The 14,713-nt window shown below is 69.7% G+C and carries 11 protein-coding genes and 1 rRNA gene; 7 read left to right on the top strand and 5 right to left on the bottom strand.

Going from position 1 to position 14,713, the window contains the following annotated elements:
• Positions 1 to 106 (bottom strand): 16S ribosomal RNA (locus AOK01_RS17485); the annotation flags it as partial.
• Between the two features lie 584 nt (positions 107 to 690).
• Here AOK01_RS17485 and AOK01_RS17480 point away from each other — a divergent pair.
• Both AOK01_RS17480 and ptsP read left to right on the top strand, forming a co-directional pair.
• Positions 691 to 1,140: a PTS sugar transporter subunit IIA gene (locus AOK01_RS17480; RefSeq protein WP_055512648.1), complete on the top strand. Its 450-nt coding sequence runs from the start codon at positions 691 to 693 to the stop codon at positions 1,138 to 1,140.
• 78 nt (positions 1,141 to 1,218) lie between these two features.
• Positions 1,219 to 2,889, top strand: coding sequence for a phosphoenolpyruvate--protein phosphotransferase (gene ptsP / locus AOK01_RS17475; RefSeq protein ID WP_055512646.1), 1,671 nt, complete (start codon positions 1,219 to 1,221; stop codon positions 2,887 to 2,889).
• A gap of 93 nt (positions 2,890 to 2,982) precedes the next feature.
• Here ptsP and AOK01_RS17470 read toward each other — a convergent pair whose 3' ends face one another.
• Both AOK01_RS17470 and AOK01_RS17465 read right to left on the bottom strand, forming a co-directional pair.
• Positions 2,983 to 3,879 carry a hypothetical protein gene (locus AOK01_RS17470; protein ID WP_055512644.1) on the bottom strand — a complete coding sequence of 299 codons (897 nt, stop codon included), beginning with the start codon at positions 3,877 to 3,879 and terminating at the stop codon, positions 2,983 to 2,985.
• Between the two features lie 125 nt (positions 3,880 to 4,004).
• On the bottom strand, positions 4,005 to 5,972 hold the full coding sequence (locus AOK01_RS17465) for an acetoacetate--CoA ligase (protein ID WP_055512642.1): 1,968 nt from the start codon (positions 5,970 to 5,972) through the stop codon (positions 4,005 to 4,007).
• A 213-nt stretch (positions 5,973 to 6,185) separates the two neighbouring features.
• Here AOK01_RS17465 and AOK01_RS17460 point away from each other — a divergent pair, with 213 nt between their 5' ends.
• On the top strand, positions 6,186 to 8,555 hold the full coding sequence (locus AOK01_RS17460; protein ID WP_055512640.1) for a TIM-barrel domain-containing protein: 2,370 nt from the start codon (positions 6,186 to 6,188) through the stop codon (positions 8,553 to 8,555).
• Between the two features lie 93 nt (positions 8,556 to 8,648).
• On the opposite strand, the gene AOK01_RS17455 is transcribed toward AOK01_RS17460, so the two are convergent.
• Complete coding sequence (locus AOK01_RS17455) at positions 8,649 to 9,185, bottom strand: NUDIX domain-containing protein (RefSeq protein WP_055512638.1); 537 nt, start codon at positions 9,183 to 9,185, stop codon at positions 8,649 to 8,651.
• A 47-nt stretch (positions 9,186 to 9,232) separates the two neighbouring features.
• Positions 9,233 to 10,042, bottom strand: coding sequence for a M15 family metallopeptidase (locus tag AOK01_RS17450; protein WP_055512636.1), 810 nt, complete (start codon positions 10,040 to 10,042; stop codon positions 9,233 to 9,235).
• Between the two features lie 285 nt (positions 10,043 to 10,327).
• On the opposite strand from AOK01_RS17450, the gene AOK01_RS17445 reads away from it, so the two are divergent.
• The 4 genes from AOK01_RS17445 to glpK all read left to right on the top strand — a co-directional run bounded on the left by AOK01_RS17445 (position 10,328) and on the right by glpK (position 14,661).
• A complete protein-coding gene (locus AOK01_RS17445; protein ID WP_055512634.1) occupies positions 10,328 to 10,753 on the top strand; it encodes a Zn-ribbon domain-containing OB-fold protein in 426 nt (141 codons plus the stop codon).
• Positions 10,750 to 11,949, top strand: coding sequence for a lipid-transfer protein (locus AOK01_RS17440; RefSeq protein WP_055512632.1), 1,200 nt, complete (start codon positions 10,750 to 10,752; stop codon positions 11,947 to 11,949). The genes AOK01_RS17445 and AOK01_RS17440 overlap by 4 nt, the downstream gene beginning before the upstream one ends.
• Before the next feature lie 395 nt (positions 11,950 to 12,344).
• Positions 12,345 to 13,070 (top strand): MIP/aquaporin family protein, encoded by a 726-nt coding sequence (locus tag AOK01_RS17435; RefSeq protein ID WP_055512630.1) that lies wholly within the window; start codon positions 12,345 to 12,347, stop codon positions 13,068 to 13,070.
• 79 nt (positions 13,071 to 13,149) lie between these two features.
• Positions 13,150 to 14,661, top strand: a complete 1,512-nt coding sequence (glpK, locus tag AOK01_RS17430; protein WP_055512629.1) for a glycerol kinase GlpK — start codon at positions 13,150 to 13,152, stop codon at positions 14,659 to 14,661.
• Positions 14,662 to 14,713 lie beyond the last annotated feature (52 nt).

The following is a 14,713-nucleotide window of genomic DNA, read 5'->3' as shown; positions in this document are numbered from 1 at the left end:
TCACCCGTTCGCCACTAATCCCCACCGAAGTGGTTCATCGTTCGACTTGCATGTGTTAAGCACGCCGCCAGCGTTCGTCCTGAGCCAGGATCAAACTCTCCGTGAATGTTCACCGGTAATCCGGTTCACACCATGAGAGCGGAACAGTCGACCGGAATAAGGAAGACTGTTCACAGCGTCCTCGCTGATGCGCCTACCGTGCTTGCGCCCGGCAGGACTTTTTCAAAGGAACCTCCACCCACCACCAAACGGTGATGGACGGGGTATCAACATATCTGGCGTTGATTTTTGGCACGCTGTTGAGTTCTCAAGGAACGGACGCTTCCTTCGTACTCACCCTCTCGGGCTTTCCTCCGGGCGCTTCCCTTCGTGTTCCCAAACTCTATCAGTGATTTTCCGTCCCTCTGACCACGGTTCTGCAGACATGCGGAACCAGGCGTTGAGATGGGATCTGACAGGTTGGTTGCTGCCAGGCAAGAACGCTTAGTCGCGTCACTCAGCCTCAAGCAGGACCTACAACAGTACACGGGGCTCCGGAGTGGGCGCAAATCGTTTGTGCTGTGCGCTACGACCGCCAACCGGGTCCACTCGCGCGGAACCGTCACTTCTTATGACTTACGCTGCTCAACAGTGCGCCGTCCGGGACAGGCAGTGACGGCCCGTATTAATCCCCGCCCCGGGAGGCTTCCCATGACCATCGTGACGTCCCCTCTTGCAGGACGCACCATCGGACTCGCAGCTGTACCCGACCCGGTCTTCTCCGGGGCCATGGTGGGCCCCGGTACCGCGATCGACCCCGTTCGGGAGGCCTCGGAAGCCGTCGCGCCCATCGACGGCGTTGTTGTCTCTCTGCACCCGCACGCCTTCGTCGTGGTCGACGGCGAGGGTCATGGAGTGCTGACGCACCTGGGCATCGACACCGTTCAGCTCAACGGCGAGGGTTTCGAGCTGCTCGTCAACAAGGGCGACACCGTGCAGCGCGGGCAGTCCGTGGTGCGCTGGGACCCGGCCGCCGTCGAAGCGGCCGGCAAATCCCCCATCTGCCCCATCGTGGCACTCGAAGCCACCGCTGAGTCCCTCTCCGACGTCAGTGTCGACGGCGAAGTCAAGGCCGGCGACGCTCTCTTCAGCTGGCGCTGAGCTCATCGCCGTCGGTGACGGCAGACACGGCACAACATCTCGGCGGCAGGGCCCGCCACTCAATCGGAGACGGGTGACATGGAGACAACGCTGCGAGGCGTCGGCGTGAGCCACGGTGTGGCGATCGGCGAGGTTCGGCACATGGGAACGGCAGTGCTGGAACCGCCTGCCAAGCAGATACCGGCGCAGGAGGCGGAGCGCGAACAGGGGCGCGCCCGCAAGGCAGTGGAAGCCGTGGCGGCCGACCTGATGGCGCGCGGCACGCTGGCCGGCGGCGAGGCGCAGGCCGTTCTTGAGGCCCAGGCCATGATGGCTCAGGACCCGGAACTCATGGCGGATGTCGATCGGCGTATCGCGGTCGGAAGCACCGCGGAGCGAGGAATCTACGACGCGTTCGCCGCGTATCGCGCCCTCCTGGCGAATGCCGGTGAGTACCTCGCGGGGCGGGTGGCGGACCTCGACGACGTGCGGAACCGTATCGTCGCCCGGCTGCTCGGTGTTCCGATGCCGGGGGTCCCCGACAGCGACGAGCCGTACGTCCTCATCGCTCGTGACCTCGCGCCGGCCGACACGGCTCTGCTGGACCCCACCCTCGTCCTCGGTTTCGTCACCGAGGAGGGCGGGCCCACGAGCCACAGCGCGATCCTGGCGCGGGCTCTCGGTGTGCCCGCCGTGGTAGCGCTCCCCGGAGCCGGTGAGCTGGCCGAGGGCACGATGGTCGCGGTGAACGGCAGCACCGGTGAGATCTTCGTGAATCCGAGTGCGGAGAAGAAGGCCGAGCTGGAGGCCGCTGCGGCCGCGCGGAAGGCCGCACTCGCCGCGTCGACCGGGCCCGGGGCCACCTCCGACGGACACAGGGTTCCGCTGCTCGCCAATATCGGTGGTCCCGCGGACGTCGCGGCGGCGGTCGAGGCCGGTGCCGAGGGCGTGGGCCTGTTCCGCACCGAGTTCCTCTTCCTCGACGACAGCAAGAACGCGCCGACCGAGGAGAAGCAGGTCGAGGCGTACCGCGCGGTTCTTGAGGCCTTCCCCGAGGGGCGGGTCGTGGTGCGTGTGCTCGACGCGGGCGCCGACAAACCGCTCGACTTCCTGACGCCGGCCGACGAACCGAACCCGGCGCTGGGCGTGCGGGGTCTGCGGTCGCTGCTGGACCACCCCGACGTGCTGCGTACGCAGCTGACAGCGCTGTCGAAGGCTTCCGAGGGGCTGCCCGTCCACCTGGAGGTCATGGCGCCGATGGTCGCCGACCGCGCGGACGCCAAGGCATTCGCCGACGCGTGCCGTGCGGCGGGCCTGCGGGCGAAGTTCGGTGCCATGGTCGAGATTCCGTCGGCCTCCCTGCGGGCGCGCTCGATCCTCCAGGAGGTCGAATTCCTGTCGCTGGGCACGAACGACCTCGCGCAGTACACCTTCGCGGCCGACCGTCAGGTGGGGGCCGTGTCCCGGCTCCAGGATCCTTGGCAGCCCGCGCTGCTCGATCTGGTCGCGATGTCCGCCGAGGCGGCCAGGGCCGAGGGCAAGAGCTGTGGTGTCTGCGGCGAGGCCGCCTCGGACCCGCTGCTCGCGTGTGTGCTGACCGGTCTGGGTGTCACCTCTCTTTCCATGGGTGCGGCGTCGATTCCCTACGTCCGCACGGCATTGGGCAAGTACACGCTGGCGCAGTGCGAGCGGGCCGCGGTGGCTGCGCGTGCCTGCGACAGCGCCGAGGAGGCGCGCACGGCGGCTCAGGCGGTGTTGTCCGGCGAGTAGTCGGGATACCGCGCCGCCGGTGCTGAGTGGTTCAGTGCTGAGTGGCTGTGATCGAGGGGCGCCCCGCCGAAAGGTGGGGCGCCCCTCGTGTGTTCAGTGCGTGTGTGCGGTCGTATGGCCGTCGTCGCCCAGGTCCGGCGGCGCGCAGTAGTCGACGCCTGATTCCGGAGAGACCAGGTCGCCTGATTCGACGTCCGTGCAGTAGGCGTCGAAGACTTCGCCGGCGGTGAGGGGTCGCAGCCACTCACCGCGCAGGCGCCAGCCGTACACCCGGTCGGTCGTGTCGGGCGTGCTGGTGCGCATGACGAGGCCGCCGGCCGTCCTGGTGGCGATGCCGAGGGCGAGGACGGTGGTGAATTCGAGGGCCGCGGCCTCGTCGAGCTGCGGCGTTCCGTGCTCGTCGTCGTCGGTGCGCAGGACGGCCATGAGTGTTTCGGGCTCGGTGGAGACGCTGCACACGAGGTGCCGCGCGCCGGGGCCCGAGACTTCGAGGATGCGGACGAGCAGCTCCGAGGCTCGTAGGAAGGCGGCTCGGCCGATGTCCTCGCCGCAGGAGGCGCAGTTGCCGATCCGGGACAGGAGTGTGGTCGCGTACTCCCAGGTGGCCTGGCGGACTGCTTCGTCGATGAGGTCGGGGACGAGGGCGTCGAAGGGCTGGCCTTCGTAGGAGACGGTCGCGCCTGTCGCGGCGAGCTCCGCCGTGAAGCGCGTGCGGCTGGCAGCGGTGTCGGGGTCCAGCTCGTGCTCGGCGCAGAACGCCGCGTACTCCTCGGGGTCGAAGAGCGCCACCGTGGTGTGGCCGCCCTGGGACGCGAGGGTCCGGAGCAGCGATTCCACCTGTTGGAGATAGCTCGCGTGGTCGTCGAAGGCGAAGGTACGGTAGCGCCGCCGCATCGCGGTGAAGTCCTGCTCGTCGGTCAGCAGGCCGATGGTTCCGGCGATTTCGCGGCGCAGGACGCGTCGCATGGTCTGGTGCTGGGTGTGCGCCATCTTTCCCCCTGTGCGCAGTGATCAATGTTCACTCACCGTAACCGTCGGCACTGACAACGACCGTCGGCTCAGGGTTCACAGGCGGGGTGGTGGCGAAGAAGCGTTGGTCAGGTTGGTGTTGGCGGTCAGGCGCGGTTGCGGGCCAGTTCCTCGTAGAAGCGGAGCAGGTCGACGTTGTCGACGGAGCCGGGGTTGACCGCCTTTTCGAGGGGGGTGCCCTGGAGGAGGCGTTTGACCGGGACCTCGATGCGCTTGCCGGTCAGGGTGTGGGGCACGCCGGGGACCTCGATGACCTCGTCGGGGATGTGGCGGGGTGAGAGATGTTCCCTGATGGTCTGCTTGATGCGGCCGAGGAGTGTCTCGTCGAGTACGGCTCCTGGGGCGAGGTGGACGAAGAGCGGCATCCAGTAGCCGCCGTCGGGCTGTTCGATGCCGATGACGAGGGACTCGCGGATCTCGGGAAGGCGTTCGACCGCTTCGTAGATGTCGGCCGACCCCATGCGGACGCCCTGGCGGTTGAGCGTGGAGTCCGAGCGGCCGTGGATGACGACGGAGCCGCGCGAGGTGACGGTGATCCAGTCGCCGTGGCGCCACACTCCGGGGTACGTGTCGAAGTAGCTGTCGTGGTAGCGGCTGCCGTCGGGGTCGTTCCAGAAGCGGATCGGCATGGACGGCATGGGGTTGGTGACCACGAGTTCGCCGACCTCGTCGGTGACGGGTTTGCCGCTCGGGTCCCAGGACTGGAGATCGGTGCCGAGGCCCGGGGCCTGGAGTTCGCCGATGTACACGGGCAGGGTGGGGACCGCTCCCGCGAAGCAGGAGCACACGTCGGTGCCGCCGCTGACGGAGGCGATCCACAGGTCGTCGCGTACCTCGTCGTGCAGCCAGCGGAATCCGTCGGGCGGCAGAGGCGAGCCGGTGGTCGCGACGCACCGGACCCGGGAGAGGTCGAAGTCCCGGGAGGGGTGGAGGTCCGCCTTGCGGCAGGCCATGACGTAGGCCGCCGATGTGCCGTACAGGGTGGCGCCGGTGCGTTCGGCGACGCGCCACTGGGCGCCGATGTCCGGATAGCCGGGGCTGCCGTCGTACAGGACGATCGTGGTGCCCGTCAGGAGGCCGGAGACGAGGAAGTTCCACATCATCCAGCCGGTGGACGTGTACCAGAAGAGACGGTCCTCGGGGCCCAGGTCGCAGTGCAGGCCGAGCTGTTTGAGGTGCTCGACGAGGATGCCGCCCTGGGACTGGACGATGGCCTTGGGCAGGCCCGTCGTGCCGGAGGAGTAGAGCACCCAGAGGGGGTGGTCGAAAGGCACCTCTTCGTAGACGGGTGCGATGTCCGACGAGGTGAGGGCGGACCATTCCAGGGTGCCTTCGGGGTGCTCCGTGCCGAGCAGCGGGATGTGGACGACGGCGCGCAGGGTGGGCAGTTCGCGGCGCAGTTCGGCGACGGTGTCCCGGCGGTCGTGCTCCTTGCCTCCGTAGCGGTAGCCGTCGACCGCGAAGAGGACGACGGGCTCGACCTGCTGGAAGCGGTCGAGGACGCTGCGGGCGCCGAAGTCCGGGGCACAGGACGTCCATACTCCGCCGACGGCGGCGGTGGCGAGGAGGGCGACCACGGCCTGCGGAACGTTCGGGACGTATCCGCTGACGCGGTCTCCGGGGCGTACGCCGAGGGCGCGCAGTTCGGCGGCCAGGGAGCCGACCTGTCGGCGTAGTTCGGACCAGCTGACGGGGCGGGGCTCGTGGGTCTCGTCGACGTACAGGAGGGCCGGTTCGTCCGCCCGGGTGTTGGCCGCTCGCAGGGCGTGCTCGGCGTAGTTGAGGGTGGCGCCGGGGAACCACTGGGCCCCCGGCATCGAGCGGTCGCCCAGCACGCGCGCGTAGGGGGTGGAGAACCGTACGTCGAACCAGTCGGTGACGGCTTTCCAGAACGTGTCGAGTTCGTCCACGGACCAGCGGTGCAGGTCGGCGTAGCCGCCCTCGGCCGGGGCACCGTGATGTTCGGCCGCCCAGGCCTGGAATCGGGTGATCTGTGCCTGGGCGATGCGTTCCCGGTCGGGCTGCCAGAGCGGCGAGGGGTTCGATGAGGTCATGGGTCGGCTCCCGGACTGCGCGCGTCGTGTACGTGTACCGCGCACGGACTGAGGTGTGCGGGTCACGCGGCTGAGACGGACGATGCCATGTGATCGACTTCCGCACCAGGGTTGGGCCCACATAGTCCGGCTCGTGAACATGTGGTCCCGCCATGGGTGAACGGAAGTTGAACGACTCACTCGTAGGCCCATTCGGGTGGCAGGCTGAGCAGCATGAACGGTCGTGACCTGGTGCGTTCGATGAAGGCGGTCGGTTCGGCGGGGGCGGGCCAGGGCTTGCTCACCGTACGGGCCGCATGGCGCAGGAGGCGTGCCGACGCCGCGGGGCTGCCGGCGCGGGGCCCCGAACGCGCGCGGGTCCCCGGGCCCGTGCTGTCCGCGGAGCCCACGCCCGGCGGGGGCGTCGTCCGGTTCACCCGCTCCGAGCTGCGCATCACCGTCACCACCGGCGGAGCCGTCTTCTGGGCCTGGGACGGAGCGGGGCCCGAGCCCTCGTACGCGCTCGCGGACGGCGCGCCCGAACCGGACTGCCGGGCCGTGCTGGAGCCGGACAAGGACGGTGCCTGGCGGGTGGTGTCGGAGCGGATGACGGTGGTCGTCTCCCGGTTCGGCGCCGTGGAGGTGCTCACGCCGGGCGGGGTGAGTCTGCGGCGCGATCTGCCGCCGCGGTGGTGGGAGCCGGCCGGTGGTGGTCGGGCCCGCTGGATGCAGCGGTCCGAAGTGGCCGCGGACGCGCGTTTCTTCGGCCTCGGCGGGCGGGCGTCGGGGCCCCGGCTGCGCGATGGGACGTACCGGCTGTGGAACACCGACCCGGGGCATGCCTTCGGTCCCGGGGACGACCCGCTGTACCTCACCATGCCGGTGCAGATGGTGGTCGCCGACGCGGCCACGCACCTGGTGTTCCACGACAGCTCCTGGGACGGCACCGTGACGGTGCGCGAAGGCGAGGAGGGCGCCGGGTCCGGGCACGACCGGGCCGGGACGAGCGAACTGCGCATGGACGGTGGACCACTGCGCTGCTGGGCGATGGTGGGCACTCCCGCGCGCGTGCTGCAGACCTGGGCGTCCCTGACCGGTGCCGCGGCACTGCCGCCCGCTTGGGCGCTGGGGCACCATCACGCGCGGTGGGACTTCGGGAACGAGCAGGAGGTCCGGCGGATCGTCGGCGGGTACCACGAGCGCGGGCTGCCGCTGGACGCCGTGCACCTGGGCATCGACCACTTCGACGCGCAGCGGGTGTTCACGGTCGACCGGGACCGCTTCCCGAAGCTGCCGGTGCTCGCGGAGGAGCTGCGCCGGGACGGAATCCGGCTGGTGTCGGTCGTGGGTCCGGCGGTCAGGGCCGAACCCGGGGGCGGTAACGCCGTGTACGACAGCGGGAGCGCCGAGGACGGCTTCGTGCGGGACTTCGCGGGAGAGGTCGTGCGTGGTGTGGGCCGTCCGGGCGAGGTGGTCCATCCGGACTTCACGCGCGCGCGTACGCGCCGGTGGTGGGGCGGGCTCTACGAGGAGCGGCTCTCGCAGGGGTTCGCCGGCTTCTGGCACGACCTGAACGAACCCGTTTCCTTCACCGCTTTCGGCGAGTCCACGCTGCCCCGTTCGGCGCGGCACGACCTGGAGGGCCGCGGTGGCGACCATCGCGAGGCGCACAACGTGTACGCGCTCGCCATGGCCCGTACGGCCTACGAGGGCCTGCGCGAACTGGCACCCCAGGCGCGGCCGTTCCTGCTGTCACGCTCCGGCTGGGCCGGAATACAGCGCTACGGAGGGACCTGGTCCGGGGAGGTGGCCACGGGGTGGCCGGGTGTACGGGCGTCGCTGGCCCTGGTGCTGGGGCTCGGTCTCTGCGGGGTGCCGTACTCGGGGCCCGACGTGGGCGGCTTCGACGGGCACCCCTCCCCCGAGCTGTTTCTCCGGTGGTTCCAGCTGGGCGCGTATCTCCCGTTCTTCCGTACCCACGCGGGGCCGCGGGCCGGCCGCAGGGAGCCCTGGGAGTTCGGTGACGAGGTCCTCACGCACGCGCGCGTGGCGCTCGTCGAGCGGCGGCGGCTGCTGCCGTACTTCATGACACTGGCGCATCTGGCACGGCGTACGGGTGCGCCGTATGTGCGGCCGCTGTGGTGGGGCGCCCCGGAGGACCGGGCGTTGCGTGACTGCGAGGACGTCTTCCTGCTCGGTGACTGTCTCCTGGTGGCTCCGGTGCTGGAGCCGGGCACGGACCGGCGTGCCGTGCGGCTGCCGCGGGGCCGCTGGTACGACGTGGTGACCGAGAAGGCATACGAAGGGCCCGCGCAGGTGCTGATCGACGCCCCCTTGTCGCGGATTCCGGTACTGGTCCGCGCGGGCGCCGTGCTGCCCGTACGCGGCGACGACGGCTCTCTGGAGCTGGAGGTGTGGGCGCCCGCCCACGGACGGACCGGGGGCGGGCTGGTGGTCGCCGACTCCGGGGACGGCTGGGAGGAGCCGGAGATCCAGCGCTATGTGACGCGCCGGCAGGGCAAGCGTGTGGTGGTGGCGCGAGAGGGGGAGGACGGGCCGGGCGAGCCGTCCCTTCCCGTACGGGTGCGCGGACTGGGGACCTGATGGCCCAGCTCGCAGGGGCCCGGCGGTATCGATGAGAGCCCGCCGGCCGACGGGTCGGCCGGCGGGCCTCTTCGGGCGGTTCCGAGGGGTCCCTCAGATGTACCGGCCGTCGAACCACGCCTTGGCCGCCATCGTGTGCAGTGGAAAGGCGAGTTCGGTCGATCTGCGCAGCAAGTGCCAGCCCGCGGTCTCGTCCGTCGCGACGGACGGCGGCAGTTCGGCCGCGGGACGCTCCGGGAGGGCTCCGAAGAGCAGCAGGTGCCCGTCGGGTGAGCTCAGCGCGTCGACGAGCCGTACGTCGCGGCTCGCCGCGACGATGCCCGTCTCCTCCTTGAGCTCACGGACGACGGCCTGGCGCCAGTCCTCCCTGTGGTCGATGAATCCTCCGGGCAGGGCGACGCCCCCGCGCGCGGGGGCGATGGTTCGGGTGATGACGACCAGGGCTGCCCCTTGCGTGTCGTACACGGGCTGCAGAGCCACCGCGACCGGCAACGGGTTGCGGTAGGCCACGCCGCCGCAGGAGGCGCAGGTACGGGGCCAGCCGGAGACGCCTTCTCCGTAGGGGGCACCGCAGCTCGAACAGTGAGTGCCCGGCGTGGAGTTGGCGGAGGGGATCTGGGATGGAGACACGCCCGGGACTGTATCTGATGATCACATGGACGTTTTGGCTGGCCGCCTCAGTGGGACCTGACCAGGGACGCGGCCGACACCGGGAAGTCGAAATACGTGTCGGGGTAGGCCTCGGGCTTGTAGGTGAAGTGCCACCATTCCTCGGCAAGGTTCACGAAACCGAGGTCTTCGAGGGTGTCCTTCAGAAGGAGCCTGTTGACGCGCTGCTGCCCCTGGACCCGTGGGTCGAGCGTGTGCGACAGGGTGTCGAAGCAGTCGTAACCCGTGCCCATGTCCACGGAGTTGTCCGGGAAACGCTCGCCCTGGGGTGCGAAGCAGGGCACGAGGGGCTGCCCGGGGACGTACGGCGGGGTCGGCTTCGCCGGAATCTTCACGAGCGTGAGGTCCATGGTCGAGCCCCGGCTGTGGCCGGACTTCTCGGCGATGTAACCGTCCTCGAACAGACGGGTCTTGTCGACGTCGGGGTAGAACTCGCCTTTCATGGTCTGGTCGTCGAGGTCCTCCGCCCAGCGGACGAAGTGGTCGACGGCTCGCTGGGGCCGGTAGCAGTCGTACACCTTCAGGGAGTAGCCCTGGGGCAGCAGTTGCCGCTGAGCCTTGTGGAGGGCCTCGGCGGCGGGTCTGGTGAGGATGCAGAGCGGCTCCCGGTAGCCGTCGATGCGCTCGCCCACGAAGTTGTGCGGGGTGAAGTAGCGCATCTCCTGGATGATCGTGCGGTCCACCGAGCGGAGGGCCACGAAGTCCTCGGGGGCCTTCGGCTCCGGCGTAGCCCGCGCGGTGGTGGAGGCGGCGGTGACGGCGAGCAGGGCGGCGAGCGCGGTGACGAGACCGCGTACCGCTGTGGTGAGTCGGGTCATGACCCTTGCGTCTATCAGGTGCGGGTTCCCCGGGGGAAGTGATCGGATACAGTCCGCGCCCGATCAGCCGACCGGACCGGGTTCCCGGAGAGTGATTCGAGTGGCTTTGGTCCCGGTGATTCTGATGGTTCTGGTGGTTCTGGTTCTCGACGGCTCACTCCCGATCACTGCCTGTTCCGGGCCACTGTCCCATCCGCGTCGCCCGTGGCAGACTTCTGACATACCGTCAGATCAGGTGTCGTCGTCCAGTGCCGTGGAGGAGCCTTGTCGCGCACTCGTACGCCCGTGGTCCCCGGCTGGTTCGCCGGCGAGGGAGACGACTTCCGGCTCCTCGGCACGCGCTGCTCGGCCTGCGCGTCCGTGTTCTTCCCCCGGGAGGACTCGTTCTGCCGCAATCCCGATTGCCCGGGCGGCGAACTGGAAGAGGTGCCGCTGTCGAGACGGGGCCGCGTCTGGTCCTACACGGACAGCCGGTACCGGCCGCCGTCACCGTACGTGTCCGATCGGGAACTCGAATGGCGGCCCTACGCGTTGATCGCTGTGGAGCTGGAATCCGAAGGTCTCGTGGTGCTCGGTCAGACGGTTCCCGGGGTGTCCGTCGCCGATCTGACGGTGGGCATGGAGGTGGAGGTCGTCCCGGGCGTGCTGAACGAGGACGCGGAGACGACCTGGACGACCTGGCACTGGCGGCCGACGGGGGTGACGGCATGACGGGTGACGTGGCGGTGCTCGGCGCGGGCATGCACCCCTGGGGCAAGTGGGGGCGGGGATTCGTCGAGTACGGGACGGTGGCGGCGCGCGAGGCACTGGCCGACGCGGGCCTCGACTGGCGGCAGGTCGACTCGATCGTCGGCGCGGACACGGTGCGTGGCGGCTATCCGGGGTACGTGGCGGGGGCGACGTTCGCCAAGGCGCTGGGCTGGCAGGGGGCGCGGGTGGCGAGCGTGTACGCCGCGTGCGCGTCGGGAGCCCAGGCCGTCGACGCGGCGCGGGCGCAGATCCTTTCGGGCCTCGCGGACGTGGTGCTCGTGGTGGGTGCGGACGCGGCACCGAAGGGGTTTTTCCGGCCCGCGGGCGGGGACAGGCCCGACGATCCGGACTGGCTGCGGTTCCGCGTCCTGGGCGCGACGAATCCGACGTACTTCGGGCTGTACGCGCGGCGGCGGATGGCGGTCCACGGCGACACGGTGGAGGACTTCGCCCAGGTCAAGGTGAAGAACGCGGCCATGGGGGCGCTGAATCCGAACGCGCGCTACCGCAAGCGGGTCACGGCCGAGGAGGTCGCCGCGTCGGCCGTGGTCGCCGATCCGCTGCGGTTGCTCGACATCTGCGCGACCTCTGACGGCGCGGCGGCGCTGGTGCTGTCCGGCATGGAGTTCGCGCGCCGGCACGGGGCGGTGGATCCGGTGCGGATCCGCGCGGTGTCCACGGTGACACCGCGCTATCCCCGCACCGTGCTGGACCTGCCCGACATCGCGACGGACTCGGCGGGCTCGACGGTCGCGGCGGGGCCGGTTGCTGACACGTTCCGGGCTTCGATCGCGCGGGCCGCGTACGAGGAGGCGGGGATCGGCCCGGAGGACCTTTCGTTCGCCGAGGTCTACGACCTGTCCACGGCCCTGGAGTTGCAGTGGTACGAGGATCTGGGGCTGTGCGGCGAGGGCGAGGCGGCCAAGCTCCTGCGGGAGGGCACGACAGCACTGGGCGGCCACATACCCGTGAACGTCAGCGGTGGGCTCGCCTCCTTCGGGGAGGCCGTGCCCGCCCAGGCCATCGCCCAGGTCTGCGAGCTGACGTGGCAGTTGCGGGGCACCGCGGGTGACCGGCAGGTCGCGGGGGCCCGGGTCGGAGTCACCGCGAACCAGGGGCTGTTCGGGCACGGGTCGGCCGTGATCGCCGTCAGGTGAGGTGGCGGCCGTCCGGGGGAGGCGGTCCGTCCCGGTCCGGAGCCGTGCGTGCGCCCGGCCGGGCGTCCGGTGGCTGCCGGTCGGCCGAAGACGTGGGACCGAACCGGTGTCGGAACCGGTGTCGCCCGCAACCTTGACGCTCTCACAGTGCCGGGGAACACTTCCGGTGTCAGTCGGCGTCGTCGCTTTCCGGCCTATTCATACACTGTGTCGCGCGGGCCCTCGTCCGTGCCAACGGGCCATTCCGCACAGGCGATTCGACTGCTACGGCACGCTCGTCACGGACGCCGGGCGGGGCGCGGTATTCCCCTGCCTTCGGCTGAAGTAGCCATGGGAACGCACCCTGCACGGTGGGCCGGGGCGAATTCGCCCCGGGCCTGGGCCTAGGAGCCGCCATGAGCAACGGAGACATCTTCGTCGGTGAGGTCATCGGCACAGCGATTCTGATCCTCTTCGGCGCCGGAGTGGTCGCCGCCGTCGTACTCAACTACTCCAAGGCCAAGGACGCCGGCTGGATCGTCATCGCCTTCGGCTGGGGATTCGGTGTACTGGCCGGTGCCTACACCGCCGCGCCGCTGTCCGGCGGACACCTCAACCCGGCGGTGACGATCGGCATCGCGATCGACACCGGGGACTGGGACCAGGTCCACTTCTACATCGCCGGGCAGATGGTCGGCGCGTTCCTCGGCGCGGTGCTGTGCTGGCTCGTCTACTACGCGCAGTTCCAGGCCAACTCCGACGACGAGATCGCGCAGCCGACGCTCGGGATCTTCTCCACCTCGCCCGAGATCCGCAATCCCGTGGCGAACCTCATCACCGAGATCATCGCGACCGTCGGTCTGGTCCTGCCGGTCCTGGCCTTCGGACTCACCGAGGGCCTCGGCCAGTCCGGCACCGCGATCCTGATCGTCGCGTTCCTGGTGGTCGGCATCGGCCTGTCGCTCGGCGGCCCGACCGGATACGCCATCAATCCGGCCCGTGACCTGGGACCGCGCATCGCCCACACCATTCTGCCGATCCCCAACAAGGGTACGTCGGACTGGAGTTACGCGTGGATTCCGGTGGTGGGGCCGCTGATCGGCGGAGCGCTGTCCGGGCTCATCTTCAATGCGGCCTTCTAGGGCCACGGCATCACCAGTGCCGTGGCATCACCAGTGATGCCGTGGCAGGTCCTCCGCAGAATCCGACGAAGGGGACGTCATGACGGACAAGTTCGTCGCCGCGATCGACCAGGGCACCACGTCGAGCCGCTGCATCGTCTTCAACCAGGACGGCGCGATCGTCGCCGTCGACCAGCGTGAGCACCGCCAGATCTTCCCCAAGCCCGGCTGGGTGGAGCACGACGCCACCGAGATCTGGTCGAAGGTGCAGGCCGTGGTCGCGGGCGCGATCGCGAAGGCCGGGCTCCGCGCCGACCAGCTCAGCGCGCTGGGGATCACCAACCAGCGCGAGACGACGGTCCTGTGGGACCGCGCCACCGGCAAGCCCGTGCACAACGCGATCGTCTGGCAGGACACCCGTACCTCCGCGCTCTGCAACGAACTCGGCGGCCCGGACGGGCAGGACCGATTCCGCGAGCAGACCGGGCTACCGCTGGCCAGCTACTTCTCCGGACCCAAGGCGGCCTGGCTGCTCGACAACGTGCCGGGGCTGCGGGCCCGCGCCGAGCGTGGCGAGATCGCCTTCGGCACGATCGACTCCTGGCTGATCTGGAACCTCACCGGCGGCACGGACGGCGGCCGGCACGTCACCGACGTCACCAACGCCGGCCGCACCATGCTGATGAACCTCGAAACGCTGCAGTGGGACCGGTCCATCCTCTCCGCGATGAACGTCCCCGAAGCGGTCCTCCCCGAGATCAAGTCCTCGTCCGAGGTGTACGGGACCGCCGTGGGCCAGCTCGCCGGGGTCCCGGTGGCGTCCGCGCTCGGCGACCAGCAGGCGGCGGTGTTCGGCCAGGCCTGCTATGACGTGGGGACGGCCAAGAACACCTACGGAACGGGCAGTTTCCTGCTGCTCAACACCGGGAACCGGCCCGTGCCCTCGAAGAACGGGCTCCTGACCACCATGGGGTACAAGATCGGCACGGAGGCGCCGGTCTACTGTCTGGAAGGGTCCATCGCGATCACGGGCGCACTGGTGCAGTGGTTCCGCGACCAGCTCGGCATCATCCGTACCGCCGACGAGATCGAGACCCTGGCGGCGAGCGTCGACGACAACGGCGGCGCGTACATCGTGCCCGCGTTCTCGGGTCTGTTCGCGCCGTACTGGCGGTCCGACGCGCGCGGAGTCGTCACCGGTCTCACCCGGTACGTCACGAAGGGGCACTTGGCGCGGGCCGTTCTGGAGGCGACGAGCTGGCAGACGCGTGAGGTCGTGGACGCCATGTTCCAGGACTCCGGGGTGCCCATCACGACCCTGAAGGTGGACGGCGGCATGACCAAGAACAACCTGCTCATGCAGCACCAGGCGGATGTGCTCGACGTGCCGGTGATCCGCCCGAAGGTCTCCGAGACGACCTGCCTGGGAGCGGCGTACGCGGCCGGTCTGGCGACCGGGGTGTGGAACGACCTCGACGAGCTCAAGTCCCACTGGCAGAAGGACGTCGAGTGGACACCCTCCATGGAGGCGTCGGTCCGTGACCGCGAGTACCACAGCTGGCGCAAGGCGGTGGAGAAGAGCTTCGGCTGGCATGAGGACGACGCGGGCTGAGCCGCGTTTTCGTGCTCCACGCGGGCGTGGAGCACAAGTGCCGTACCACGCG

Origin of the sequence: Streptomyces aurantiacus (assembly GCF_001418335.1) — a bacterium.
Lineage (GTDB): Bacteria > Actinomycetota > Actinomycetes > Streptomycetales > Streptomycetaceae > Streptomyces > Streptomyces aurantiacus.
The sequence above is the reverse complement of the archived record's forward strand: the minus strand, read 5'-3'. Positions and strand labels throughout refer to the sequence as shown.